This window comes from Streptomyces sp. NPDC002324, from assembly GCF_053593335.1.
In genome coordinates, this window is sequence record NZ_JBSFCF010000069.1 from 1 (window position 1) to 25624 (window position 25624).

The 25624-nt window shown below is 67.6% G+C and carries 23 protein-coding genes and 5 pseudogenes; 13 read left to right on the forward strand and 15 right to left on the reverse strand.

What is annotated here, in order from left to right; all coding sequences use genetic code 11:
- Positions 1 to 250: 250 nt before the first annotated feature.
- Positions 251 to 715, forward strand: a pseudogene (locus ACWCRJ_RS43250) (transposase); the annotation flags it as partial.
- A 355-nt stretch (positions 716 to 1070) separates the two neighbouring features.
- Here the strand turns inward: ACWCRJ_RS43250 and ACWCRJ_RS43255 are convergent.
- The 7 genes from ACWCRJ_RS43255 to ACWCRJ_RS43285 form a co-directional block, all read right to left on the reverse strand.
- Positions 1071 to 1880 (reverse strand): aminoglycoside phosphotransferase, encoded by an 810-nt coding sequence (locus ACWCRJ_RS43255; protein WP_450944495.1) that lies wholly within the window; start codon positions 1878 to 1880, stop codon positions 1071 to 1073.
- Positions 1881 to 1966: 86 nt separating this feature from the next.
- The gene (locus ACWCRJ_RS43260) at positions 1967 to 2179 is read right to left on the reverse strand and encodes a hypothetical protein (RefSeq protein ID WP_450944475.1); all 213 of its coding nucleotides are present in this window, start codon (positions 2177 to 2179) and stop codon (positions 1967 to 1969) included.
- Positions 2176 to 3294: a radical SAM protein gene (locus tag ACWCRJ_RS43265; RefSeq protein WP_450944476.1), complete on the reverse strand. Its 1119-nt coding sequence runs from the start codon at positions 3292 to 3294 to the stop codon at positions 2176 to 2178. Before ACWCRJ_RS43265 ends, ACWCRJ_RS43260 begins: the two co-directional genes overlap by 4 nt.
- A gap of 30 nt (positions 3295 to 3324) precedes the next feature.
- On the reverse strand, positions 3325 to 3903 hold the full coding sequence (locus ACWCRJ_RS43270) for a LexA family protein (protein WP_450944477.1): 579 nt from the start codon (positions 3901 to 3903) through the stop codon (positions 3325 to 3327).
- Positions 3900 to 4577, reverse strand: coding sequence for a hypothetical protein (locus ACWCRJ_RS43275; protein WP_450944478.1), 678 nt, complete (start codon positions 4575 to 4577; stop codon positions 3900 to 3902). The genes ACWCRJ_RS43270 and ACWCRJ_RS43275 overlap by 4 nt, the downstream gene beginning before the upstream one ends.
- 57 nt (positions 4578 to 4634) lie before the next feature.
- On the reverse strand, positions 4635 to 5027 hold the full coding sequence (locus ACWCRJ_RS43280) for a DUF6415 family natural product biosynthesis protein (protein WP_450944479.1): 393 nt from the start codon (positions 5025 to 5027) through the stop codon (positions 4635 to 4637).
- A 102-nt stretch (positions 5028 to 5129) separates the two neighbouring features.
- Positions 5130 to 5651, reverse strand: a complete 522-nt coding sequence (locus ACWCRJ_RS43285) for a hypothetical protein (protein ID WP_450944480.1) — start codon at positions 5649 to 5651, stop codon at positions 5130 to 5132.
- A 227-nt stretch (positions 5652 to 5878) separates the two neighbouring features.
- Between ACWCRJ_RS43285 and ACWCRJ_RS43290 the strand changes: the two genes are divergently transcribed.
- On the forward strand, positions 5879 to 6550 hold the full coding sequence (locus ACWCRJ_RS43290) for a hypothetical protein (RefSeq protein WP_450944497.1): 672 nt from the start codon (positions 5879 to 5881) through the stop codon (positions 6548 to 6550).
- On the opposite strand, the pseudogene ACWCRJ_RS43295 reads toward ACWCRJ_RS43290, so the two are convergent.
- Both ACWCRJ_RS43295 and ACWCRJ_RS43300 read right to left on the reverse strand, forming a co-directional pair.
- Positions 6506 to 6757: pseudogene (locus ACWCRJ_RS43295) on the reverse strand (helix-turn-helix domain-containing protein); the annotation flags it as partial. The gene ACWCRJ_RS43290 and the pseudogene ACWCRJ_RS43295 sit on opposite strands and share 45 nt — an antisense overlap.
- A gap of 80 nt (positions 6758 to 6837) precedes the next feature.
- The gene (locus ACWCRJ_RS43300) at positions 6838 to 7215 is read right to left on the reverse strand and encodes a hypothetical protein (RefSeq protein WP_450944481.1); all 378 of its coding nucleotides are present in this window, start codon (positions 7213 to 7215) and stop codon (positions 6838 to 6840) included.
- Between the two features lie 619 nt (positions 7216 to 7834).
- On the opposite strand from ACWCRJ_RS43300, the gene ACWCRJ_RS43305 reads away from it, so the two are divergent.
- The 3 genes from ACWCRJ_RS43305 to ACWCRJ_RS43315 all read left to right on the forward strand — a co-directional run bounded on the left by ACWCRJ_RS43305 (position 7835) and on the right by ACWCRJ_RS43315 (position 9390).
- Positions 7835 to 8248, forward strand: coding sequence for a hypothetical protein (locus tag ACWCRJ_RS43305; RefSeq protein WP_450944482.1), 414 nt, complete (start codon positions 7835 to 7837; stop codon positions 8246 to 8248).
- 174 nt (positions 8249 to 8422) lie between these two features.
- Positions 8423 to 8842 carry a helix-turn-helix transcriptional regulator gene (locus ACWCRJ_RS43310; protein ID WP_450944483.1) on the forward strand — a complete coding sequence of 140 codons (420 nt, stop codon included), beginning with the start codon at positions 8423 to 8425 and terminating at the stop codon, positions 8840 to 8842.
- 200 nt (positions 8843 to 9042) lie between these two features.
- Positions 9043 to 9390: a hypothetical protein gene (locus ACWCRJ_RS43315; protein WP_450944484.1), complete on the forward strand. Its 348-nt coding sequence runs from the start codon at positions 9043 to 9045 to the stop codon at positions 9388 to 9390.
- A 37-nt stretch (positions 9391 to 9427) separates the two neighbouring features.
- Here ACWCRJ_RS43315 and ACWCRJ_RS43320 read toward each other — a convergent pair whose 3' ends face one another.
- Positions 9428 to 9673, reverse strand: a complete 246-nt coding sequence (locus tag ACWCRJ_RS43320; RefSeq protein WP_450944485.1) for a hypothetical protein — start codon at positions 9671 to 9673, stop codon at positions 9428 to 9430.
- 50 nt (positions 9674 to 9723) lie between these two features.
- Here ACWCRJ_RS43320 and ACWCRJ_RS43325 point away from each other — a divergent pair, with 50 nt between their 5' ends.
- Complete coding sequence (locus tag ACWCRJ_RS43325; RefSeq protein WP_450944486.1) at positions 9724 to 10704, forward strand: tetratricopeptide repeat protein; 981 nt, start codon at positions 9724 to 9726, stop codon at positions 10702 to 10704.
- Between the two features lie 43 nt (positions 10705 to 10747).
- Here the strand turns inward: ACWCRJ_RS43325 and ACWCRJ_RS43330 are convergent, their stop codons facing one another.
- Positions 10748 to 15235, reverse strand: a complete 4488-nt coding sequence (locus ACWCRJ_RS43330) for an AAA family ATPase (protein WP_450944487.1) — start codon at positions 15233 to 15235, stop codon at positions 10748 to 10750.
- A gap of 132 nt (positions 15236 to 15367) precedes the next feature.
- On the opposite strand from ACWCRJ_RS43330, the gene ACWCRJ_RS43335 reads away from it, so the two are divergent.
- From ACWCRJ_RS43335 to ACWCRJ_RS43345, 3 genes and pseudogenes are all read left to right on the forward strand, one after another.
- The gene (locus tag ACWCRJ_RS43335) at positions 15368 to 16270 is read left to right on the forward strand and encodes a hypothetical protein (protein ID WP_450944488.1); all 903 of its coding nucleotides are present in this window, start codon (positions 15368 to 15370) and stop codon (positions 16268 to 16270) included.
- A 393-nt stretch (positions 16271 to 16663) separates the two neighbouring features.
- Positions 16664 to 17502, forward strand: a pseudogene (locus tag ACWCRJ_RS43340) (IS5 family transposase).
- Between the two features lie 151 nt (positions 17503 to 17653).
- Positions 17654 to 18181 carry a hypothetical protein gene (locus ACWCRJ_RS43345; protein ID WP_450944489.1) on the forward strand — a complete coding sequence of 176 codons (528 nt, stop codon included), beginning with the start codon at positions 17654 to 17656 and terminating at the stop codon, positions 18179 to 18181.
- 735 nt (positions 18182 to 18916) lie between these two features.
- Here the strand turns inward: ACWCRJ_RS43345 and ACWCRJ_RS43350 are convergent.
- From ACWCRJ_RS43350 to ACWCRJ_RS43360, 3 genes and pseudogenes are all read right to left on the reverse strand, one after another.
- On the reverse strand, positions 18917 to 19807 hold the full coding sequence (locus tag ACWCRJ_RS43350) for a neutral zinc metallopeptidase (RefSeq protein ID WP_450944490.1): 891 nt from the start codon (positions 19805 to 19807) through the stop codon (positions 18917 to 18919).
- Between the two features lie 237 nt (positions 19808 to 20044).
- Positions 20045 to 20716 carry a hypothetical protein gene (locus tag ACWCRJ_RS43355; protein ID WP_450944491.1) on the reverse strand — a complete coding sequence of 224 codons (672 nt, stop codon included), beginning with the start codon at positions 20714 to 20716 and terminating at the stop codon, positions 20045 to 20047.
- Between the two features lie 266 nt (positions 20717 to 20982).
- Positions 20983 to 21213, reverse strand: a pseudogene (locus ACWCRJ_RS43360) (IS630 family transposase); the annotation flags it as partial.
- Between the two features lie 73 nt (positions 21214 to 21286).
- Between ACWCRJ_RS43360 and ACWCRJ_RS43365 the strand changes: the two are divergent.
- Positions 21287 to 21586, forward strand: a complete 300-nt coding sequence (locus ACWCRJ_RS43365; RefSeq protein ID WP_450944496.1) for a transposase — start codon at positions 21287 to 21289, stop codon at positions 21584 to 21586.
- The gene (locus ACWCRJ_RS43370; protein ID WP_450944492.1) at positions 21583 to 21960 is read left to right on the forward strand and encodes an IS3 family transposase; all 378 of its coding nucleotides are present in this window, start codon (positions 21583 to 21585) and stop codon (positions 21958 to 21960) included. Before ACWCRJ_RS43365 ends, ACWCRJ_RS43370 begins: the two co-directional genes overlap by 4 nt.
- Before the next feature lie 266 nt (positions 21961 to 22226).
- On the opposite strand, the gene ACWCRJ_RS43375 is transcribed toward ACWCRJ_RS43370, so the two are convergent.
- Positions 22227 to 22367, reverse strand: coding sequence for a hypothetical protein (locus ACWCRJ_RS43375; RefSeq protein WP_450944493.1), 141 nt, complete (start codon positions 22365 to 22367; stop codon positions 22227 to 22229).
- Between the two features lie 208 nt (positions 22368 to 22575).
- On the opposite strand from ACWCRJ_RS43375, the pseudogene ACWCRJ_RS43380 reads away from it, so the two are divergent.
- Together ACWCRJ_RS43380 and ACWCRJ_RS43385 are read left to right on the forward strand one after the other, a co-directional pair.
- A pseudogene (locus ACWCRJ_RS43380) lies at positions 22576 to 24046 on the forward strand (FG-GAP repeat protein).
- 76 nt (positions 24047 to 24122) lie between these two features.
- Positions 24123 to 25520, forward strand: a complete 1398-nt coding sequence (locus ACWCRJ_RS43385; protein ID WP_450944494.1) for an FG-GAP-like repeat-containing protein — start codon at positions 24123 to 24125, stop codon at positions 25518 to 25520.
- Positions 25521 to 25624 lie beyond the last annotated feature (104 nt).

The following is a 25624-nucleotide window of genomic DNA, read 5'->3' on the forward strand; positions in this document are numbered from 1 at the left end:
ACGCCAGCACCAAGGCCACCGACGTCTACCTCCACGCCGACCTGGCGATGAAGGAACGCGCCCTGGCCCGCACCGCACCCCGCGACACCGCCACCAAACGCTACCGACCCACCGACAGCCTGCTCACCTTCCTGGAGAACCTGTAGTTATCACCGGCCTCAACCCCTGCAGCACCGCCATCCACCAGCTCTGATCGGCCCGCCCCGCCATAACCGACGCCTCCAGATAATTGCCGTTATCCCGGCACCGGGATAACGGCAAGAAAATCAAAGGGCGTAAGCGCCACGTGGCCACGGACACGCTCGGCCTGGTCCTGGCCGTCATTGTCACGGCCGCCTCGGTGCACGACTCGACCGGCGGGAAACGCCTGCTCGACGAGCTGGCCGCCTCCCATCCCAGCGTGACGAAGGTCTGGGCCGACGGCGGATACCAGAACAGCGTCTTCCAGCACGGAGCCGCGAGGGGAATCGACGTTGAGGTCGTGAAGCGGCCTACCGGCAAGGGGTTCCAACCCCAGGCGAAACGCTGGGTGATCGAGCGAACTTTCGGCTGGCTCATGCAGCACCGGCGCCTCGTCCGGGACTACGAAGCACTGCCCCAGCGATCCCGCGCGATGGTCCACTGGGCGATGGCTAACAAAACCAGCCGCGAGCTCACCGGAGAATCCACACTAACCTGGCGAATCGAAACCGGCGAATCAGACAGAACAACCTGAACATTGATCAGATGCCCTCTTAGACCAAATCCGTTACGTCAACTCCTCCCACATGCCATAGGGGTGGGGGAGCCGCCGATCAACGGTCAGGGCCCTGTTCTCCCGAAGCTGCGGCGAGGGCATCCTGCTGCGGCTGGCGGAGGCGGCGGTCGCTGAGCCGGGCGGCACGGTCCGCAAGGTGATCTTTCCGGTGGCCAGGGAGTCGACGCTGAAGGCGCTGGCGGCGGAGGCCGCGCCGAACGAGGCCCGTTACTGGGCCCGGGTGCGTACGGTGCTGCGCTCGTCGTACTCGGACCACTGGCGGCGGATGCACTGCCCGAACATCAACGGCTGTGTTCTGTTACACCTCTCCCGCCTACGTCCCGCCCAGGGAGACATTCACGTGCGTGTGGAAGGCGGCGGCATGGTGGACCATCGCCGTCTTCCACGGCGCAGTGTCCGCGCGAGCAATCTCCTGCCACGCAGCAGAGTTGGCGGCGGCGAAAGCCTGCACAGCCTTCGCCGGTGCGTTTCGCCATGATGGGAAACGGTGGGCGAAGGCATCCGCTTCAGCGGGTGTGTGCCCGGCCTCAAGCAGGCGCAGGATAAGGATCGCCAGATCGATCCAGGCCGCACCGCGCGTTGGCCAGGCCCAGTCAATGGCGTGAGCTCGGTTGTTCACGATCACGTTGTGGGGGGCGAGGTCGGTGTGCAGCAAGGTGTCTCCGGCGAAGAGGCCGGCGGTGCCGGGCGGGGCGTATGCGGCCCAGCGTTGCTCTGCCTCCTTGATGGCGATGTCCGCCGGGGCGGTGATCTTCTGCAGTTCCGTGATCGCGTCGGCGATCAGCGGGAGGTCAGCGGAGCGCGGGGTGTAGTCAGCGTGGCGACCTTGGAGGACTTCGTATCCGAGTAGGTCCCAGCCAGCTGTCTCAATGTGCCAGTACAGGCGAGGGCAGGCGCGGGGTAGGTGCGGGTTGATTGCGGCCTCGCGGCGCTGTGCCGGGGCCTGTGGGTTGTCGGCGGGGATGCCTTTGACGAAGAGGGGGCCGTCGTCGGTGTCGAGGAACGCGGCGATCCCGGAGTTCAGCCCTCCCTTGGCAGTACGGGCGGCGCGAATGGGGCCGGATTTGTCCGCAATGGCCTGGCGTGCTTGTGCAGGGAGGTCGTGAAAGTGGCGGCGGATCATGGACACGGCGCGGTTCCTCGCGGGTAGAGATGGGACTGCCCCGGCCAGCGTACGGCCGGGGCAGCGGTGTTTGAGCAGGTTCCGGTCTAGTAGGGCTGGTCGTCACCGGCCGAGCAGGAGCAACTGGCGGACTCGGCGACGTCGCCGTCCAGGTCGCCGATGATCTGGAATGTGCCCTCGGCGACCGGGGGCGGGCTGATCGGCACGGGCAGGGCGCCAGTGGCCTCCGCCGGAGGGCGCAGGCCGATGGTGACCGGCACCGGTGCGGGCCGGGTGATGCTGAGGGTGGAAATGGTCATGCTCCGTAACCTCCGTGTTGGCAGTAGAGCGATCGGTTGTCCCCCGCCTCCTGGTGGAGCTTGGCCAGCGGTCGGCACGTCCTGCATGTGCCGACCTTCGAGCAGCCGGAGCATCCACCGGTGCGGAGCTGTAGGGACTCGGCGATGCCGCCGAGCCGGGAGAGGGCACTCAGGCCCTCCGTCATGAGGTTCACCCTGGGGTCGCGGCCGATCTTGCAGACCGATGCGATGCCATGCGGATCGACGTGGAAGAACGTGTGACCTGCGTTGCAGCCGGTGAAGACACGGCGGGTCTGCACGTACTTCTGGGCCTGTGAGGCAAGCGGGGTCGCCTCACCGTCGATCGTCGGGGACATGTTCGTGAAGACCTGGTACGGGAAACCCCAGCGCTTTTCGACCAGGCGGACCATGTCGTCGACCTCGTGCGCGTTCTCCTCGGCGACGATGATGTTCATCCGGACGGGCAGGCCCGCCTCGCGAGATGCGTCCAGGCCGCGCGTGAACCGGTCGAAGGCGCCACGGTTGCGGGTGACGGCGTCGTAGGTCGGCCCGGTCGCCCCGTAAAGGCTCACAGTCAGCCGGTACGGCCGAAGCTGTGCGAACAGCTGTTGCATGCGTGGCTTGTGCAGTTGGCTCCCGTTCGTTGAGATCTGAATCATCATGCCGAGGCCAGTGGCGTACTCGTATGCAGCGGCGAACTGGGGGTCGATCAGCGCCTCCCCGCCGGTGATCTGCAGCCACAGCACGCCGGCGTCCCGCAGCATCGTGAGCAGGCGCACCTTGTCGTCCCACTCAAGTCCCTCGAACCGCTTCTCTCCGAGGTAGCAGAACCCACAGTCGTGATCACATCCGAGGTTGATCTCCCACGACGCCTTCGCGTACCCGTATGTGGAGCGCTCACGGACCAGGACCGTGTCCCGCAGGCTGCCTGTGGGCATGGACATCTGCCACGCCGCAGTGGTGGCCTCAGCCAGCCAGGCCGGGGCTGGCCGGTCCTCGGTGACGGCCGTATGCAGTTCCTTGTGCCGGGACTCAGGGATGCCCACCCCCCTGGCGTGGCCGGGCCGGAGGACGAGGTACTGCCCCAGAAACGGACTGGTGATCAATTTGTGCACGTTGCCTCCATGTCGTCGTAGCTGGGCCTGCTAGAAGGCGCCAGGCGTCCTCAGCGGAGCGGAATCGGCAACCGAGCCGCCGGACGGAGACGGGACGGAGGAGCCCACTGGCTCCGCCTGCATGATGGAGAGGGGGTGCAGAACCCCAGTCACCTGTCCGAGGGCTGCCCACCCTCTGCGCGTCCCGGAATCGCCGTCGGCGACGGGCAGCTGTTTCACGGTCAGCACGGCCCCTGCTCGCAGGGCACCGGCGATGGCTGGCTCCAGCACCACTCTGAGAACGACTTGGTGGTCCGACTCCTCTCCGTCGGTTGCGGTAGCGAGAAGGGGGCACCCAACGTGCCTCAGCTCAGGTACTCCCTGGTCCGGGGAATCGCCGACCACACGGTACGAACGCGGAAGCCCCGGTTCAGGAGTGGTTATGAAGCCCTTCTCCTGCAGCTTCTTGATCTGGTAGGAAACGGATGCGGTGCTGCTCAGCCCGATCGCATCACCGATTTCCCGCAGAGAGGGCGAGAATCCCCGGACCTTCACGGATTCGCGGATGAAGGCGAGAACCTCTTGCTGTCGGACCGGCAGGGCGGCTTGGGCTGGGGGAAGTTTCGTCATGCGCTCGCCACCTTCCGTGCTTCCACGAGCTCGGGCAGGTCGCCGACCGTGACGTCATAGAGGGTGGCGGCCAGCTGGGTAGCGAGCGTCCACCTCAGACGTGCGTCGTCGAGGGGCACGATCTGCTTCGTCGCCACCCGAATCGGAAGCGGCCCCCCACTGTTGGCGTAGACGTCGCCGTACACGCAGTTGACATTGATCCGGTCGGCCCGGACGGCGACCACGTTGCCCTCCAGGTGCGGGCAGAGCCGAGCGGCCACAGGCGCGCACGCGAGGCACAGCGGCGGATGGACCGTGACCTGGCCCTCGGGCCAGCCCTTCACGTGCCGCTCGTCCTCCAGCAGGAAGAGTCGGCCCGGCTGGTTGACGTCCGATGGGCCGCCGCACACCTGGCACAACAAGTTCCTCATCGCCCGCTTGCCTCGGTGCACGTGGACCACGCTGAACTCAGGCACCCCGTGTCCCTGGCATAGCGCCCAGCGCTTCCACAGCACTCCGGTCGTGTCGCGGCCCGCAGCGAACCCATTGACGTTGAGGGAGTCCTCGAAAGCGATGCCGTCGGCGAGGCCGCTCCGGCGTACAGCGGCGACGATCCGCGGCTGAGGCAGGCGCTCGTCGCTCCAGGCGGCGATGTACGGGACCGGGTGGCCCTTGTGCGTGATGGGGGTGGGCATGTCTCTCTCGTGTGGGTTGGGGTGCTGGACGGGCTGGCTGATGTGCCGGGGCGGGAGTCACACGACATCTCCCACCAGATCGACGACATCGAGGAGGGCCAAGGCGAAACGGCGAAGGTGGCCGTGCGCGTACTCGGTAGGCGGGTGCTCGGCGCTGAGGATGGTCAGGTGCGTGATCGCGTCGACCGGGTACGGCCCCAGATACGGCATGTACCGGATCAGCCTCGTCGTCGTCTCGTCGAACCGCGCGGCGATGCTGGCGGCTTGCCCCAGGGTGGGCTGCGCGTGCTCGCCGAGCACTGCCTCCAGGTCCTCGAATGTCTGCCCGCCGATCACGTCGGCAGCGAGGGAACGGAGGAGCGCGGCGCGTGCTGCTGTGAGGACGCTGTCGTCAGTGCGGCATTTCAGGTTCGGCAGGCCGGCGGCAACGTCGGCTGTAGCTGTGGTCATCAGGGCGCCTCTGGGGGGATCAGGGGGTCGGGCATTTGTCTCTCGCAGTGGCTGTAGGGAGGCGTCGGCCGCGTCCGGGGGACTCCACGCGGCCGACGCCGGTCATGCAGCGGGCGTGGCCGTCGCGCTGCCCGTGGAGCCAGCGGCGAGCTTCGACACCGCAGCAGGATCGGCAAGGGCGCCGGGTCCGTCCATGGGCACGCACCAGTAGCGGCGCGTCCGGCTCGGGGCAGTGGCGTCAAGGCGCGGCACGCCGACGATCCATGTACGCCCGAGGAACTTCGCATCCCGAAGTCGGCCGGAAGCCGGCCACTCTGGGCGCTTCCCGGTGCTCACTGGGACCAGGACGTAGTACGACCTGGCGTACTGATCCATGAACACGGGACCGTCCAGCGCCTCCGCGAGGAAGGCGTTGATCTTTTTCGTGTTCTCCGTGTCGGCCGCGGCGCGAACAAGGTCGGCGGAGAGTCGGACGGCGCCGAAGATGCCACCGCAGCGCAGGAGTGCGATCCCGTCCGGCTCTCCCCAGGCCGTGAAGGCGTTTTGGTCCAGCGCTGCGGCCAGGAGCCAGGTCGCGGCCGCGACGGCGGTCTGCCGGCGGGAGGTCCCCCGTACGCCGACCAAGACTCCCCCACGGGGGCGTAGCTCAAGGGCAGTGCTGGTGGAATGCGCATCTCTGGGGTGGGGCATGGGGGACTCCCTGGTCCGCAGTCGTGCTCGCTGGGTGACCAGACAACCGCTTCCGTGCCACTGATGGGGATGCCGTTTGCACCGCTAGATGCTCGCAAGCACCCTGCCGTTTTGGCTTTCCCTTTGCTCTTCTATCTGGCGTCGCGCCCTAACGTTCCGTCATGCAGGGGACACAGAACGGCGCTCTCGCGGCGTGGATGGAACGGCACAAGATGTCCGTCAAGGAGCTGACTTCCCTGGTCAACAGTGCAATTGAGGACCTGGCAGGCCGTCACGGCACTGTCCACGAGAGACACGTCTGGAAGCTGCGCGGAGGAGAACACCGGTCTCCCAACGCACTGCTGAGAAAGGCGCTTGAGACCGTCACGGATCTCCCTGCCTCAGAGTTAGGCTTCGTTTCCCGGGGGAGTAAGAACTCAAGCCTCCCTTCCCCAGCACCCGAGGATGACCCCTTGTATCGCCGCACGTTCCTCGCAGCGGCCACGGCCGCCGGAGCCTCCCTGACCGCCCCGTCCGCCGCGCAACGTCGGCTCGGTTCTGCCGATGTCGACCGAATGAACGCCAAGCTGGCGGCCGTCGTCAGCATGGACAACAGATACGGGGGAACGAGGGAGCTCCAGCAGCACGCAGCCGGGCTTGCCGAGGAAACGGTGAAGCTCCAGAACAGCTATGCCGCATCCACCCGCATCCGGTCCGAGCTGTACGGCGTCGCCGCGGCCTTCACGGCGAGCGCGATGTGGGCGGCCATCGACGGCCGACGTCTCACAGAGGCGGAGCCGTACCTCAACCTGCTCGAGCACGGTGAACAGGGCCTCACTCAGCTTGGGCCGTGAGACGGGACCGGCAGCCCTGAGCCCCTCGGCGCCGGCGTCGTGCCAGGCCCGGCGCCAGCGCTGCACCGAGCGCACACTCACCCGTAAGTCCTTGGCGACCTCCGCGTTGGAGGCACCCACAGCGAATCACTGCGCGGCCTCCAGCCGGATCCGCTCGCGAAACACCTGCCGTTCAGGCGTAAGCCCACCACCCTGCGGATATCTCACACAACAGGCATACCGCGACGATCACACATCGTCAGCCCTCAACGACACCACGCCGCAAAGGTCAGTAGACGCTTGCGGTTTCACGCTGCCTTCGCCGATGGCGACAGCCCGTGCTGCGCCTGCCGGATGCGCTGAACGAACATGCGGGTAACAGAGTTGAGGATCTTGGCATCGGCCGCGGCTGGGCCATCCGTGTTGATATTCACGTAGGCGTAAACGGAGTCCACGCGGAGGTTGATCGAGGTACTGCAGGGGTTAGTGCCGATACAGAAGGAGGCCGTGAACGCTGCATCGATGTCCGGGATCTGTGCAGGTCCCAATTGCGCGTTCGCCATCTGCGACTTCTTCTCCGTGTACCTGCCGATGGCCTGAGCGCGAGTCCGGAAAGAGTAGATACCGAACCCGACATCGCCTTCGAGGTCGGTCGCAGCGTAACCCCGGGTGCCGGAGGCCAACATGCCACCGTCTTTCGGATTGGCACCATGGAGACGGAGCGTGCCGGACCTCTCCCAGCCCGGGGGCACATCGTCCAAGTCCGGGAGCACCGCCCGTACTTGTTCCTTGCCCAAAACTCTGGTGGCTTGAGCCGAAGCCTTGTCGTCCTGGGTCGGAGTACGCCGCCCAGTTCCGACGCCGGATCCGCACCCTAACAAGGACATGACAGTCACAATCAGGCAGAGACCCTGAATCGCCCTCTTGGATCGCAACTCTGTTCCCCCTAGATAGCAAGCGATCAGCCCGATGATCATACGGGTGGGTGCCATGGGTACCCGCAGCAGCCGCAAGGACATCGCCCTGCCGGACTGGCCGGGAGAGAGTGAAGCGGCCCCTACAACCGACGACGTCAATCTCTACGCGACGTGGGAGCCGAGACCTTACGCCGACAGAAACCGACAGATCGTCCGGACGAAGTCTCGACAAGAAGCTTGGACAGCACTCCGAAGCTCCAGGTCACGTCGCCACCGAACGACAAATGAATTCGGAACCTACAGCGAGGCTGCTGCCTCGCCTGCTCCAGGTGCGCTGTCAGTGGATGCTCATAGGCTTACCCGACAGCTGACCTTCGGGGGGAGAGGCGTGAGTACTGCGGCCCAACCGTCGTGGATGCACCCGCTGTTGCGGATGCATCACCGGTGCGTCGAGAAGCGTGTGACCGCGGGAGAAGCGGCGGCAGCCGAGCTGGGCCTTGAGCTGGAGGCCGCCACCATCCGCCGAGCGCTCACGTACGAACGGGGGCAGTTCCCGCGGATGGCGGTCAAGGCCGTCGTCGTCATGGGCGCGTTCGTACTCCTGATGATCGCCTTCTATCGCGGGTCGTGCAGGCCCGGCGGGCAACTGGAGCCGTCACCGACCACTGACTGCTCGTGGGTGAAGGTGGACTGGTTCATCATGATGTGGCAGTTCCAGACGCGCATGGTGCTCGTCCTGGACATCATGCTGGTGCAGGCGGCAATGCAGGGAGAGACGATAGCCCGCTGCTCAACCTGCTGAAAGTCAGCGTAACCGTCACACGCCCCGATACCCGGCACACCGAGACCATCAGGCTCAGCCAGCAGGTCTCCCGCCTCGGACTGCCGTTACAAACGTTCGCCCGGCACGCCGCTGCGGACTTCGGCAACCGTCGCGCGCTCCGCGGGGCGCTAGCCACGCACCGCAATCGGGTCGATGCCGCTTTCATCCAGGCCGCGGACCGGCTTGCAGAGAGCCGAGGGTCCGGCACTCACCGAACTGCGCAGGAGACTCGATGCTGGGCGGGCCCGGGCCCGGCTGAACCAGACGCAGCTTGCCAAGCAGGCTGGGCTGGGGCGTACGACCGTGTCGCAGGCGCTCTCGCCCAGAGGGGACGTGCCGTCGGTGGACACGGTGGCGGCGCTGGCCCGCGTTCTGAAGCTGCCGGTGGGCGAGCTTTTGGAGCTGCAGCGGGCTGCAGCCGAAGAGTCGGGCACGACCACAGGCCAGGAGGTGGAGCCGGGCAGGCCGATCAGCCAGTGGGAACCGCACGAGTTGGAAGTCCACCCTGCCGGTCCCGGTGACGTCGCTGCCCGCGGTGCGGGCGCTACCCGGGTACGTGGCCCGCGAGCATGACCGGGTACTGGACGATGCGGTACGGGATGCGGCTGCCGGCCGTAGCCGGATCGTGGTACTGGTGGGCACATCTTCGACGGGGAAGACCCGGGCGTGCTGGGAGGCCGTCCAGCCGCTTGCGGCGAAGGGGGGGGGGGCGGCTGTGGCATCCCTTCGACCCGACCCGCGCGGAGGCCGCGCTGGAGGACTTGCACCATGTCGTGCCACGGACGGTGGTGTGGCTGAACGAGGCCCAGCACTATCTCGGCGACCGGGTGGCCGGAGAGCGGATCGCGGCGGCCGTGCACCGGCTGCTGGTCGATGAGGAGCGCGGGCCCGTCCTGGTGCTGGGCACGCTGTGGCCCGAGTACGCCGCCAAATACACCGCCCTGCCCACACCGGGCGAGCAAGATCCGTACAGCCGGGTGCGGGAACTGCTGGCCGGCCGCACTCTGGCCGTCCCGGACGCCTTCGACACCGCCGCCCTGCCACCGCCACGGCCCGTGCCGAGGGCGGTGACCGGCTGCTGGCCGGCGCCCTCAGCCGTGCCCGTGACGGCGGTCGGGTGACCCAGGACCTGGCCGGAGCCCCGGAACTCCTGAACCGCTACGAGCAGGCCAGCCCGACCGCCAGAGCGCTGCTGGAGGTGGCGATGGACGCGCGCGCCTCGGCGTCGGTCTCCACCTCCCGGAGGTCTTTCTGACCGACGCCGTCTCCGACTACCTCACCGACATCGACTACGACCACCTCACCGACGACTGGGCAGAGCGCGCCTACGCCGAACTTGCCAAACTGGTCCACGGCAAACAGGCTCTCCTGCGCCGCACCACCCCCCGGGACCGCGACGCCCATCCACTCCTACCGCAAGTGCTGACACCGCGGCCCCGTCGTCTGCGGGGCCGGTGTTCCGGCTCGCCGACTACCTCGAACAACACGGCCGCACCACCCGCAAACACCTGTGCCCGCCCGCCTCCTTCTGGCACGCCGCCCACACCCACCTCACCCACCCCGACGACCTCAACAACCTCACCCATGCCGCCGAGGACCGGCACCGCCTGCATTGGGCCCACCACCTCCGCCACCGCGCCGCCGACCACGGTGACACCGGCGCCCTGGTCAGCCTGGCCGCGATGCGAGAGAAGACCGGAGATCGGAAAGGCGCCGACAACCTGGCACAGCAGGCTGGCGAACGCGGCGACACCCGCGTCCTGCGCCGCCTGGCTGAGGCGCGGGAGAAGGCTGGAGACCGGGAAGGCGCCGAGAACCTGGCCCGAAAGGCTGCCGACCGCGGCAATACCAACACCCTGTGGTGCCTGGCCATGATGCGAAAGGAGGCCGGGGACAGGGAAGGCGCCGAAGCCCTCTGCCGGCACGCCGCCGACCACGGTGACACCCACGCCCTGTGGCGCCTGGCCGAGATGCGAGAGAAGACCGGGGACCGGGAAGGCGCCGACAACCTGGCCCAGCGGGCCGCCCTCCACGGCGATATCAACGCTCTGTGGCGCCTGGCCGAGATACGCGAGGAGGCCGGAGACCGGGAAGGCGCCGAGATCCTGACCCGGCAGGTCGCCAACCATGGTGCTACCAAGCCTCTGTGGCGCCAGGCCACGAGGGAAGACGCTCCGCAGGTTGTGGCCGCATGGTCTGGAGCCGGACGCCATGCCGACACCCCCATGGCAGCCGTCGGCACCTGTTCCGCTCACGTCGTAGGGGCTGCCGTACCCGTCGCTATGATCCGCGTACCGAATGTCAGGTGGCGACCCCCGCTTTCGTCCCCCCCCACACACACAGAAACCGGCCGAGCAGCGCCTGCGCAGTCATTTTGCTTGAAAGCGGTTGACGCCTGCCAACGCGAAGCGCCGTCGGCGGCAACCCCTTATTAGTGCCGCAACCGCTACCAGGCGGCCAACTGCGAGGCGGTAGTCCTCACAGCAGCGGGGGATCGACGGCCAGTGTGACAAGGCCAGCTGGACCGAGCAGGTGAAGAACGGGGCCCTCCTCGGTTATCCCGGTGATCACCGCGTGGACGGGCGCGCTGGTGAGGAGGGTGTGGAGCAGTTCGCCTGTTGCCGAGTCCCAGATGCGGACACCGCTGGAGCTGCTGGAGACCAGCAGCCTTCGGCCACCGATCAGATGGAGTCCGGTCATGGCGAGGGTTCCATGCGCGGGCCAGGCGGCGACTTGTGTGCGGCCTGTCAGGTCCCAGACCTGGATCTCCCTGTCGTTCGCCACCGCGATCTGCAGGCTGTCGGACCACGGCAGAGTGCATCCGACTCGATAGGGTGTTCCGGGCTTCCCTCGGACCCATGAGCCGAGGCCATGCCCGGTCACTGCGTCTACAAGTTCTATGGCTCGCCCGTGGGCCACCACGATCGCAGGACCCGTCGCAGTATGTGCCGTCGGTACAGGGATCAACACAGGCCCGCCATCGCGCCCGAAGTCGGCCGGCGCCACGTGGGTGAGGGTCTCGCCGCTGTTCGGGTCCAGGGTCGTGGTGGTCAGTTCGCTCCGTCCAGAAGCGGTGACGAAGACCGGCAGCCCGTCGCCGGTGACGGTGACACACGTGCGGGAGGAGAAATAGGGAAGCGACGCAGGGTCGGGTGATGTGACGGATTCACCTGACACCAGGTCCCAGACGGACGCAGAAGTGCCCGCGACCGCGACATGAGCGGCTCCCCGGGGAGAGGGCAGCGCTCCGACGACAGTGACGGGAGCGGTGGGGATCGGGATCTGCTTCAGCAGCCGTCCCGTTGTCGCGTCATGAACGTCGAGTCCGTCGCGGGTGCCGACAACGACGCAGTCCCTGGGGCCGTCGGGGCCTGGGTACGCCATCCGTCGCAGTGGCCAGGTGTGAAGGAAGAATCCGTGTGGCGCGGGCGCCGGGTAGGGCGTGTCGGGCAGGTCATCGCCGTGTGGGCGGCTGGTGGGGGCGAGGTCCCAGATACGGATGCCTTGGGGGGCGGCTGAAACGATGCGAGGCCCGGCAGGGCCCGTCAACGCGGTCAGCTCGTTGATTGCTGAAACATCGCCGGCGATGCGTTGCACTTCGTTGAGTTCCATGTCGCGTACGACGATGTAGCTTCCGGTGGCGTAGGCGAAGTCGGTGCCTCCGGGTACCTGTATCAGGGAGTGACCAGTCTCCCGAACACCTGCCGTCTGGGATGCGGTGAAGGGCTCCCATATCTGAGTGGAAGCCCCGTGGGTCTGCACGACGAGCAGGTCGTCCTGCCCGGGCCGGCTCAAAGTGGCGAGCCGGACCTCACGGTTACGGGGACCGAACGGTGCGGCGGCCGTCAGTCCGGAGAACGGGTCCCACAACCGGATGCCCGTGCTTCCGGCGAGGGCGACCAGCGCGTGGCCGCTCGCCCGTCGGACGACTGCCGACTGCAGCGGATTTTCACGCTCATAGGGAGGGACGCCACGAGCTGGTGTGGTCTGCCCGGAGTGGGGACGCCACACCATGCTGCCACTCCGTGTGAGGATGAACAGTTTCCACAGCGAGGGGCCGTCTTCCAGGACGTGCACGTCGCGCGCCCAGGAGACGACCAGTTGCGCCACTAGCTGCCCCGAGACCGGGTCATGGATCTCGATCCGGTGGGGCGTGAGCGTGATGAGGAAGGTGCGGCCGCCGGTCGCACGGATGGTGCGGAGCCTGAATACCGGTCCGTCAGTGGCCAGGTCCGCGGTCGGCAGGCCCGTGCTCGCGTCCCAGACGCGCACTCCTCGCGAGACGTCGGCCACCGCGACGAGCCAGCGTCGGTCCAGAGTGGGAACTGCGCACAGGGCGCGGGTGAGCTTCTGCGCAGGGGCGAGTACGTTGACCTGTGCCGCCCACCTGCCCCAGCGGAAGGCCAGGACACGCTGCTCATCGGCAGCGTCCCGCGTCTCGCCTCGTACGCTCTGGTGGAAGTGGATACTGTCGCGGCGGGAGCGGGGGTCTGTGCTGTCGTCGAGGTATGGCTCGATCAGCGCGGCCGCTGTGAGTGCGCCTCGATCGGGATCGCCGGTGGGCAGTGGCAGGGACAGCCGGGCGCGCAGGGTGCCAGAGGTTTCTTGTGCGAGCAGTTCGACGGGAACGTGCCGGTCGGTCAGGAGGTCGCCCGCCTGTGCGTGGTGCAGGTAGTGGCGCCGAATGTAGGGATGTGCTTGGTGCGGATGAGCCCGGCGCACCAATCCCGTGAGGACTCCGGTGACGGTCGCATGGGCAGCGGCCAGCTCTGCGGCATTGCCTGCCGTCGGGAGTGGTGGGCGCAGAGGGGTGGCGTCCGATGCGCCAAGCAGCCACTCGTGGCCGGCCTGGAGCAGGTCGGTGAGCCGCTGGTGGACGGGCCGATAGACGGTGCGTCCGTCTTCGCTCGCGGTGGCGAGGTATCCGGTCAGACGACTGGACCGTAGCGTGCGGACGGCATGGTCGGCCAGATCCGCAGTCGCGGGTGCCTCGCCGCCGGGCGCCGCCAGCTCTCGTTCCGGGTCAGCCGGCACGGCCGGGCCGTGTGCGTTTGCTGCGAGCGCGGCGGTGACCGCGGGCCAGATCTCCCCCCAGGGCAGGCCGGCCCCCTGGGCGAGCGCGGTGGCACGCAGCGCCGCAACCAGCAGGTCGGCCGGGACCCCGGTTGCCGCGGCGATGCCCCTGACGTCTTCGCGCAGCAGGCTGCTGGTGCCGTCGGCGAGCCGGAGCAGCCAGCCTTCCTCGGTGAGGTCCTGTCGGGTTTCGGCCGTCCGCAGCTGGTCGGTGGCTATTTGGGCGTCGAGGAAGGACGGGGCAACGGCTTTCGCGATCACACGGGCCGTCGCTTCGACGGCTTCGTCGTCGGCGTCCTTGTAGGGGCTGTCCTCGGGGCCGCTCAGCAACGCGACCGCGTATGCGGCGATGTCGGCCTCGCAGTCCGGGCCGTCCGTGCGCAGTGGCTCGGGCACGGCACCTTCGGCCTTGAGGGCGGCGGTCAGGCGTTGCAGCAGGTCGTCTGCCCGCTCGTCGCGGAGATCGGCGCCGGAGGAGTAGGACGTGACGGGTGAGCTGCGGATACCTAGGAGGAGGCGGACGGCGGTCTCACCGACCGGTGAGGTGAGGCGAGCGAGCGGGAGAATGACGTCATTGACACAGGCGAGCGGATCCTCGGCTTCGTCTAGCGCGTCGATGATGACGGTCACCGGCCGGGAGAGCTCGGCCGCACGCTCGGTCGTTCGTTTGAAAAGGGCCTGCAACGGGGTGCCCTTGGCAGCAGGCGTCCCGCCGAGCGCGGTGAGGAGGTCGTCGACCATGGCACGGGAGGACTTGTTGCGAGCCAGTACAGCCGCGTCCACCGAGCCGGGCTCTGGCCGGAGTTCACCAGGGCTACGGGCGATGAGAGCGGCGTACGACTCGTCCTCGACGAAGGCGGGAGCGGTGAGGGTGACCAGCCGGGCCAGCAGCGCGGACTTGCCCGATCCCGCGGCGCCCGTGACGATGAGCACGCCCTCGCCGTCACGGAGGAAGTCGACCAGGCGCCTCATGGGCTTAGTACGGCCGCTGAAGTACCAGCCCACGTCGTCGCCGCTGACTCGTCCGGAGGCGCGCTCCCGCCAGAACTCCAGATCTCTATGTTCGAGGACCAGTTGTCGCAGGGCGGGGTCGACGGCGGTCCCGGACGGTTTGTAGCGCGGGTTGGGCAGGCATGCGCTCAGCTGGTGCCGACGTGAATGGGGCATGATCCACTCGGCGTCTATCAGGTCCTTCTCCACGCCGTCGGCCAGCCCGACTTCGTGCAGCAACTGCTCCCACTCAGCGAAGGACAGGTGCGAGGAGGTGTAGCCGGCGGACTCGTCGTTCATCCGTTCCCAGGTGAGTGCGACGCGCCGGGTGAAGGATCCCACCTGCGGCTGATCTTCATGGTCGCCGGCGGTGACTACAGCGATCCCGACGTGCCTTCGACGTTCCTTGGACAGGTCCTGCAACAGGGTGCTCAGTTCTGCGCGCAGGACTCCGGAGTGGCATGAGTCGACCAGCACCAGAACGTGCTCGGCCTCGCTGTCCAGCACCGCGGTGATGAGCTCGCTGGTGGGAAAGGCGGTCGACAGCAACCGCTCAGGATGTGTCTTCGGCAGGGTCAGGTAGTGGCGGCCGGCCTGACGGCACAGCCCATGGCCGGTGATGTAGACGACGACGGCTTCCTCATATCCGGCTTCCGACAGCTTGACCTCTCGCAGGAAGTCCCGCAGGTCTCCGACGGTATGCAGCGGATCCTCGACCGGAACCACCTCAAACCGCCGTTCCTCGCCCAGAGCAGGGTCTGCGAGCCAGGTGGTGATCCGGGTAACCTGTTCCGCGATGGCGTCGCGGAAGCCCTCGCGTTCGTCCCGGTAACCATCGACTGCCACGACGACCAGTCGTCTGCGGGCGATCCCGCTCAGGTCGTCACCGGCCTGCGTGTTCAACCGCCACCCCCCTGCCTCGCACGGCCGATCTACGATATCCGCAACCGCGCCTCAGGCTGATGCGGACGCAGGGGCCGGAGTCGGTTGCGCACGGGTAGGCCGCATCGGTGGCCACTGCACAGGGGGAAACGCATGAGTCTGCTACGCATCGTGGGTGTGCACGGCATCCGTCAGGGTGCCGGTGCGGCGACGGAGGAACTCAGTCACGACTGGCGAGCCGCGCTCGTCTCGGCGCCAGCCGTCCCGGGAGCGAACGCACCGCTGTGGTCCGGACCCGACGGAATCGTCGTCACCGTCCCGTCGTACCGGGATGTTTTCCCGAAGACGGTCACCCGGTTCGTACGGCTGGGTCCGGAGGACGCGGACGGGGTGCCGATGGATGAGGAAGAGGAGGCCTTCGTCCTGGACGCTTTGGCCGCGTACGCACCGGAGGCCATGGCCGTGGAGGCCAGTCTCGACACGTCGTTCGAAGGAACGCTCGGCGAGGACCGGCTCACGCCTCGCGTCGCACGGCGGAAACGTGCTGTCGACCAGGTGGCAGGCAAGGGGGTGACTGATCGGCTGCTGTGGTTCGTCCGTGAGGCCCATGCGTACCTCCGCAAGCCGGAAACCGCCAGCGCTGTCCGGGCAACGGTGCGGAAGACCCTGGTGGAAACCGAGGCGACGGTGGTTCTGGCCCATTCGCTGGGCAGCGTCGTCTTCTACGACATGCTCAGCCGGGGTGAGATCCCGGTGAGAGCCGACGGCCGCCCTGTGGTGACCACCCTCGTGACTCTCGGGTCCCCGCTGAGATGGCTCGCGGTCCGCAAGGGCGTGCACACCCCCGGCGGTCAGCTCGGCGTGGCAGCGGGTGTCCGGTGGACGAACCTGTACTCGCCGTTGGACGTGGTGCCACGGGGCAAGGGCCTGGCCGACCTCGCCGACGGAGTGACCGACGTCGTCGCGCACAACGGCGCGCTCAACCCCCACAACGTGGAACGCTACCTGAGCAAGCCCATCATCGCTGAGTGCCTCCTCCAGGCCCGTACTGCCTGACCTGCCCACAGCCGGAGAGAACAGCGGAGCGGCGGAAGCTGCGATCGCCTGGCTGCACGGTTTCGCCGCCTGCGCTGGGAACTACACAACCCATCCACGAGGCGTTCCTCTGCCTCGCTACCTGCCTGATCACGTACCGGCATGCGCAGCGCCTTCGTTAGAATCTCTTAGAGGGCGTTTATGCAGGTCAAGCCCTAAATATGGCTCTCGCCCCTGCCCTGCTTTGGTGGCCTTCATCCCATAGGCGGCGAATGATGGTCTCCAGGGCGGATGCTCAGCCATCCGTCTCGTTCACTTCCATGCCTGGAAGTCCGTCTGGTTTGAAGTTGCCACGGAATCGCCCAGCGAGCGACGGAACCGAGCCCTCCGCCTCGCACGTGATCACGCTACGCCGTGAGCGAGCGCAAGCCGTACCCCAGCGACCTGTCCGACGCCCGATGGGCCCTGATCGAGCCGACGTTGACGGCCTGGAGAAAGGCCCGACTCGACCGCAGAGCAACCGGACAGCCGGCCAAGATCGATTTACGGGGCGTCTTCAACGCCATCCTCTACGTGAACCGCACCGGAATCCCCTGGAAATACCTCCCGCACGGCTTCCCGAACCACGGCACCGTTTACGCTACTACGCCGCCTGGCGCGACGAAGGAATCTTCACCCAGCTCAACTACGACCTGACCGGACTGGCGCGAGTAAAAGAGGGGCGCACGCCCGAGCCGACCGCATCCGTGATCGACACGCAGAGCGTGAAGACTTCCACCAACGTGCCCGTGACCAGCTAGGGAACGGACGCCGCGAAGAAGATCGTGGGCCGAAAGCGGGGCATCCTCACCGACACGATCGGACTCATCCTCGCCGTGACCGTCACCGCCGCCGGCCTCTCGGAGAACGCCCTGGGAATCCGCCTCCTCGACCAGGCGAAGGAGATGTACCCGACCATCTCGAAGAGCTGGGTCGACACCGGCTTCAAGAATGCCGTCGTCGAGCACGGCGCCACCCTCGGAATCGACGTCGAAGTCGTCAACCGGAATCCGGAGAGCCGCGGCTTTCAGGTCGTGAAAAGGCGCTGGGTGGTGGAGCGGAGTATCGGCTGGATCATGATGTACCGCCGCCTCGCCCGCGACTACGAGACCCTCACCGCCAGCTCCGAGGCCATGATCCACATCGCCTCGATCGACAACCTCGCCAGGCGCATAACGGACGAGACGACACCCACCTGGCGAGGAACGTACTAGGGCGTAAATGGCAATCTGCCCACTTCAAACGCCCTCTTAGAAGTTGTTGTCGTTCCGAATCTGAGGGCGATGTTTTCGCTGGTCAGGCATAGGGTCGGTGATTCGGTGGGAGTGGTGGCGTGTCGTGTCGTCGCTCCCCGGGAGGTCGCGGATGCCGTCGGTGGTCGGACTGCTGGAACAGCACGAGCTCGCTGCTCGTCGTCGTGTCGAGGGGTTGCGTGAGGAAGCCGATCGCATCCAGGCCGAGCTGGCCGCGGCCGAGGACGAATGGCAGGAGTGGGCGATCGCCCGCAGGCGAGTGGGCACGGTCCTGGCTCCGGACGGCGGCAGTATCGCTGTGGAGGAGGTCGTCTCCGGCCCGGTCGCGGGCTCGGCGTCCCGGCAGGCGGCGAGGACGAGGTCGCAGGTTCCGGTGTGGCGTGAGGGGCTGGCCTGGTCGGTGCTGTCGGTGGACTATCAGCGCATCCTCACCGCGCTCGCGGAGCGGGACCGGCTCCATCAAGGGCCGCTGACCTGCCAGGAGTTGGCCGTGTTGTTCGGTCTGGACGCGGTGCCGGCCAAGGTGGAGGCGCTGCGGTCGAAGGCGAAACGCCTGGTCGCGCGGGGCTGGCTGGCCGAGCGGCAGCCGGGCCGGTTCACGCTCGCTGCAGGCGTGGCCGGGCGAGGCGGCGGGTCATGAGCAGGATCATCGACCAGTAGGATCGTCGCCGCGAGGGTGTTCTTGGTGGCGAATGCGCGACCCGTCGGCAAGCGACCCCACCCGCTGCTGACAGGGCAAAGGGGCGGATTCGGGGGTGGATCTGCACGAGGTGGCGCGAGGCGTCGATGTCGAGGAGCGCGTTACTGTAGCGGCGAGCGTGGGCGCGGCCCCGGCCCCGGCCCCGGCGGGGTGCGGCGGTGTGGGCCTGGCGCGCCGGTGTGCACGCGAGTCTCGCTGTGCGACGACCCGCGGACTTGAATCGACCGCCGCTACGGTTGCCGGTCTTCGGGCTCTGGGCGTGCCCACTATCAGGGCACCTTGCTCTCGCCGTGGCGATTCGCCCCGCGGAGGGGGACTTCGCCTCTGGGGTCCACACCCCCCTGGAGAGGGGACTGGCCCACCATGACTTCATCACGCGGATGACGGGGGCCCGCTCACGTCACCGTGCACGGAGAGAGCGACTACGACACCCCTTTCCGATCCATGCCGCTGCCGCCGGGTGCGGCCGGGCTGGTCAAAGACCTGTATGACGCCCGCTTCATGGACATCACAGGCCTGCATCCGCGGATCAGGTGTCTGCCGATGGCCGGCAAGCGGCCCACGCGGCTACGACTTGCTACGGGCAGGGAGTGTGTCACTCAAGATCCCGTGGGCCGTCTTGCGCGGCGGGCACTCGGGTGCGAGGGGCGGTCGGGGCCTTGGCTCGAACACGGCCTACTCTGTTTTCCAGTACTTGCTGATGCAGGCGCCCAATGCACCGTTCTGCCGGTACCCGGTGAGCATGGCTTCCTTGCGCTCCTGCGGCGTGCCGTGGTGATCGGGCGCGAGCAGCTGGTCGTCGCCGACCGCCTCCAGAGCTGTGGTTGCCTCCTCGAAGTCGCCAGCCGCCAGGTAACCGCGATAATAAGCGTGCGCGGTCCACACACCGGCCAGGCAGTCGGCGATGAGTTCCTTCCATTTACCATTTGGGGGCGAGTACTGGACCTGGTTGCGTTCGCTGAAATTGCTACGCAGTTCATCCACCACGTGGTGCCCGAACTCGTGAGCGGTGATGATCGCTGCGGCGAAGTCCCCCTGTTTCTGGGACTGCCTCTCGAGAATGTTCCCAGTCCACATTTTCTGCATGGTGGTCACTGGCAGGTAGATCGAGCCCAGGTGACCGGGGGACAGCGCATCTACACTGCAGTAGTAAGCGTTGGGTGTGTCATGCGTGACGACGAGCTGAGATTGGTCGGGGAACCGGCAGTCGCTCTGCAGCGTCTGGCCAGGTTGGACGATCTGGTAACTCACCAGCGGCTCGGTAAATCCCAGCTGTTGGGTGAAGAGATCTGTCCACATGCTGTCGTTGTCCTGGATGACACCGTTCAGGTAGGAAGTGACGGTCTGTTGACTCCCGTCGTCCGAGGGGCTCTGCGGGATGGTGGCACCCTCGGGGGCGGTCGGCACTCGATGGCCTTCGAGCTCTTCGGCGAGTTCATCAGGAGGGGAAACACTTTGTGTTTGCCGGGCGAAGGAATCAGCCGCGAGATGCGGTCCACACCCGACAGCAAGGGACCCGACCAGCAGTGCGGCTGTGTTCAAGGCTATGTGAGCTGAACGTCGCATGACATCTGTCTAGCGCTGCGGACGGGATGCCTCCATATCTACAGCGCCGAACGAGTGAACGCACTGTCGACGGCCACTCACATCTCCCGTCGGCGGTCATCGGGGTGTCCTCGCCGGCGGTATAGATCCCTGCCCTCGGGTTGGTCGGGTCAGCTGCAGGCTGCACTCCATGTCCACCGGTAGTAACCGGCCGAGGACGGCTGGGCCGGCGGTGTGGGCAGATGTGTGCGGCAGTTGCTAAAAAAGGCGCCGGCTGTCCCACAGGAATGCCCCCGCCAATCCGAGTCCCGTGACGCCCGCGCAACCAATCATGAGCCACGGCCCGATGGACTGGGGCGCTGCCAGAACGCCGTACGCCGTGGCAACAGCCGTGGGCGACAGCAACAGCCAAGTAATGAAGAAGAGGCCGGTGAATTCCCCGTAGGCCACGAGTGCGGTTACGGCCAATCCCAGGACGATCCAGGTGGTGGCCAGCCCCCACAGCAACGAGGAGCGGGAGGGCAGGCCATACGTCTGGGTATGGCCGCCAGCCTTCATCTCTACCACGGTGCCATCCCACAGGCGCAGCTCAACCGAGTCCCCGAGATCTACATCGGAGTACGTCTCACTCCTGACCCCCAGCCACTCGGCCCCCCGCGAATGACGGACTGCGACGTCATACGTAGGGGCGCTGCCCCCACCGCTGTTCTCCGTCGAGAAGTAGAACGTGCCCTGACTCTTGTTGACGACCTGCGCCGCGGTCCGCTCAATGCAGGTGTCCGATGTCTGTCCGGCTGGACAGACCGAAGCGTTCGTGTATGCCAATGAATCCTGGTACTGCTCCTCAACCCAGGACCGGCAGCCAACCAAACCGTAGGCCGCGGATGCGAGGAGCAGGACCCGAAAAGCAAGCCCCACAAGCAGCCGCATCCGACGGGTTCGAAGACTGGGCCCGGGAGTGTACAGATGCCCCTCTGCCCGCATCGTCGGCTCCTCCCGCCCCAGCCGCCAGACCACTGTGGTGTCCAGAGTAGAAAGCTGCCCCCGGAGCAGGAAGGTCGAAATCCCGCTGATTTGACTGCCCGTCACTGTGGCGTCTTCGACCGGCGGGCACCGGCATTCCCGACCTGTACGAGATGGGCACCGCGCTCTTGGCGGCCAGCGTCCGCCCCACTGGTGCGGACCCCGTGGGCCCGTTACTGACGTTGTCGTCGTGATGTCGTCAAGGTGAGTCCGGTTTCGGCGAGGCATCCGTTGATGAGGTTGCTGCGGTACTGGATCCGGCGGAGACCGTGTCGGAGCGTGTTGATGAGGTGGTCTGGGTCGCTGAAGGCGGTGTTGACCTGGCTGCTGCGTCGCAGCAGGGACCAGATGCCCTCGACGGGGTTGAGGTCCGGTGCGTAGGCAAGCAGGAAGTAGCAGGTGATCGGGCCTTGACCCTTGATCTTGGACACACGAGACACTGGATCCTGAGGATCTGAGAACGGACATCTCGTGGTCATGAAGAACTATCCGCCGCAGTTCAAGGCGGACGCGGTCGCGCTGTACCAGTCGCGGCCCGAGGTGACGATCCGGCAGGTCGCTGCCGATCTGGGAATCACCCCCGAGACCTTGCGGAACTGGGTGCGGGCAGCCGGCGCGAGCCGGCCCCGGGGACGCCGGGCAGAGGCACCCGCCGAGCCGCCGACACCGCTGGAGGCGGAGAACGCCGCTCTGCGCAAGAAGGTCCGCGAGCTGGAGGAAGAACGCGAGATCCTACGCAAGGCGGCGAAGTATTTCGCCGGGGAGACGCGCTGGTGAACCGCTTCCAGTTCGTTGCCGACCACCACCGCCGCTACGGCGTGAAGCGGCTGTGCACCACCCTCAACATCGCCCGCTCCAGCTTCTACTACTGGCGTCGGACGGCCGCGGACCGGGCCGCCCGGCAGGCGGCCGATGCCCGCCTCGCAGCCCGGATACGGGCCGTGCACCGCGAGTCGGACGGCACCTACGGCGTCCCCAGGATCACCGCCGAACTCCGCGACAACGGCGAGCGAGTCAACCACAAGCGGATCGCGTGGGTGATGCGGAGCATCGGCCTGGCCGGAGTGCGGCTGCGTCGCAGGCACCGCACCACTGTCGCGGATCCGGCCGCGGCGAAGGTCCCGGACCTCGTCGGCCGCGACGGGCCTTGACCCTGAATCCTGAACACGGGTTATGCGGCTGGTGCCAGCGTAGTTGGTGTGAGGTAGAAAGCGTTCTCGAAGGCGATCGGCGATCGTTGTCCGAGGTGGGAGTGTCGGCGTCGGGTGTTGTAGCGAAGCCATCGAAAGGCGTCGAGTCGGGCCTGGTGCTCGTCCGGCCAGCTCTGTACGGCTTCCGCCGCCTGCGCATCCGCTGCGCTCGACGACGTAGCGGAAGACGCCCAGGCCGGTGCCGTGGGGCTGGCCTCGCTCCGCGATCACGGGCGGATCCCGCGCTGCCGGTGCAAGCTGCGGTACTTGTCGTGGTCGTAGTCGCGGTCGGCAAGCAGCGCGTCCCGCCGTCGACGGGGTCTGCCGACCCGGCCCGCGACGGCGGGGATCTTGTCGAGCAGGGGCATCAGCTGGGCCCAGTAAGAGGGCTCCAGCGCCCCACCGGTTCCATTGGTCCCAGAAATATCTCGAACTCCCGTACAACCCTGCCGCACCCCCAGCGGTCTCCTGTTCGCCGACCTCCCTGTGAACGCCTGGCGAACACGGACGGGAAGGGCACCCCATTTTGATGCGGGACGTCGGCCAGGCGTCCCGCATGCGGCAGGAGATTCCCGCATGCACAAGCACCTGCGACTCGCCCTCGCGACGGCCTCCGCAGTCGCGCTGACCGGCGGTCTGCTCACCTTCTCGGCCGCGTCGGCGACGGCGGCCGACTCGGTCCACCACCCCGTGGCCGACTTCAACGGCGACGGCTTCGGCGACGTCGCGTACTCGGTGGGTGGAGCCACGGTCAGCGGCAAGAGCGGCGCCGGACAGATCGTCGCCCTGTACGGATCCGCGACCGGCGTGACGGCGACCAAGCGCACGACCATCAGCCAGAACACCACCGGCGTGCCCGGTGACGCCGAGACGGGCGACTGGTTCGGCTGGTCCAGCGCGTACGGCGACTTCAACGGCGACGGCTTCGACGACCTCGCCGTGTCCGCGCCCACCGAGGACGTGTCCGGCGACACCGACGGCGGCACCGTCCTCATCGTGTGGGGCTCGGTCAAGGGCCTCTCCGGCGCCACCACCGTCAAGGACCTGGCGCCCTCGTCCCACGACCAGTGGGGCAAGTCGCTGGCCGCCGGCGACTTCGACGGCGACGACACCGAGGACCTGGCGATCGGCCGCTCGTCGAACCTCGTGTACGTCATCGGCGACGGCATCACCAAGTCCGGTTCCTACGGCGACGAGTACGGCATCAAGCTGGACCTCCGCTCCGGCAAGAACTCGGGCGTGATCATGCTCACCGCCGGGGACGCCAACGGCGACAAGCGCACCGACCTGGTGGCCGACGGCTTCGAGACCGACGGCGACTACGGCTACAACACCAACTGGTACGTGCCGGGCGCGGCCGGCGGCCTGGGCGCGGACGGCGGTGTGCGGGAGCTGAGGCGCGGTGTCATCACCGGCATCGGCGACGTCAACGGCGACGGCTTCGGCGACGTGGTCACCGGTCAGGACTGGGACCCGTCCAAGGACGGCAGCGAGCCAAGCGTGCCCGGATCGTCCACCGGCGGCAAGGTGCACATCCTCTACGGCTCTGCCGACGGCCCGACCACCACGGTCGCTGTGACGCAGAATAGCGGCAACGTGCCCGGCTCGTCCGAGCGCGGCGACTTCTTCGGCAGTGAGCTGTCGCTCGGCGACATCAACGGTGACGGGAAGGCCGACCTGGTCGTCGGCGCACCGGGCGAGAACCTCGGCGGTGTCGTCGACGCCGGTGCGGTGACCGTTCTGTACGGCTCGGCCTCCGGTGTGAACACCACCTCCGGCCTTCAGTACTTCGCCCAGTCCACGGCCGGTGTCCCCGGCTCGGACGAGAAGGACGACCTGCTCGGCGGCGAGGTGAAGCTCACCGACGTCACCGGTGACGGCCGGGCGGACCTGACGGTCGGCGCGTACGGCGAGAACGACTACAACGGCTCGTTGCTCTACCTGCCCTCCAACGGCACGAAGATCACCACCACCGGCGCCCGCTCCATCGCCCCGTCCGCGGTCGACGACCGGGCAACCGATGTTCGGCGCGAATGCGGCCAACTGATATCCAACTTCCGTATCGTTGGGCCCGTCCTCCGATCGCCGGGGCGCGGGCCCTCCCCGACCCTGGAGCCCTCCCCTTGCGCAAGCCCACCCTCCTCCTGGCGGCCGCTCTCACCACCGGCCCGCTGACGCCGCTCCCGGCGACGTCTGCCTCCGCCGCTCCCGCCAAGTACGCGGACGACTTCAACGGCGACGGCTACCGCGATGTCGCGATCGGTGCCGCCAACGCCACGGTGGCCGGCAGGATCACCGCCGGTGCGGTGGTCGTGCTCTACGGCTCGCCCTCCGGGCTGTCCGCGGCCAAGCGGTCGGTGATCACGCAGAACTCGCCCGGCGTCCCGGGCGCGGCCGAGGAACTCGACCAGTTCGGCGCCGCCCTGGCCTCGGGCGACCTCGACCGCGACGGCTACGCGGACCTCGTCGTCAGCGCCCCGAACGAGGGTCTCGGCGACCGGGACGGCGTCGGTACCGCCACGGTCCTGTGGGGCGGCAAGTCCGGTCTGTCCGGCGGCGCGCGCGTGCCGCAGCCTGACTGGGTCTCCGAGGGGGGCGGCTATGCCATCGGCCTCGCGGCGGCCGACTTCGACGGCGACGGCGACACCGACCTGACGGTCACCAGCCGGCCGACCACCCGCGTCTTCGACGGCCCCTGGAAGCGCACGGGCGTCCCGGCCGGCGAGTACGACATCGATGAACTCGGCTCCACGCAGACCGTCATCGCGGGCGACGTGAGCGGCGACGGCGCGGCCGAGCGGCTCTACCCGTTCGGCGTGGACGACGACGAGGGCGGTGCGATCTCCTACCTCCGCTGGACCGGCACGGGATACGACCAGACCGACCTGCCCACCGCCGACGGCGACCCGGGCGCGATCGGTGACATCAACGGCGACGGCTACGGCGACTTGGTCCTCGGCGACATCTCCAAGGGCGCTCACCGCGGCGGCGAGATCAACGTCTGGTACGGCGGCCCGACCGGACCCGACCCGGCGCAGACGCCGACCACCGTCCACCAGGACACGGCCGGGGCGCCCGGCGCGGGGGAGGCCGACGACTGCTTCGGCTGCGCGGTGAGCGTCGGTGACATCAACGGCGACCGTTACGCGGACGTCGTGGTCGGCGCCCAGAACGAGGACGTCGGCGGCAAGCGGAACACGGGCTCGGTGACCGTCCTCTACGGCTCCGCCGACGGCCTGACCACGACCGGCGCCACCTCGTACACCCAGGCAACGGCCGGGGTGCCCGGCGCCGCCGAGTCCCAGGACTGGTTCGGCACGGCGGTCCGCCTGGTCGACCTCGACAAGAACGGCAAGGCCGAGCTGGTGGCGACCGCCGGGGGCGAGAACGACGCCAAGGGCGCCGTCTGGGTCCTGCGCGGCACCGTCACGGGCCTGACCACGAAGGGCGCGAAGAGCATCTCGGCGGGCGACGTCGGCCTCGGCGGTCAGCCCAATCTCGGCTGGACCATCGCCCAGTAACTCTCCTGCATCCGCGACCACATGAAGAACTGAAGACTTGAGGACCGCTACGCGACGGCTACCGCGACCTCGCCTTCGACTTGTCGGCCACCATGGTGGCCGAC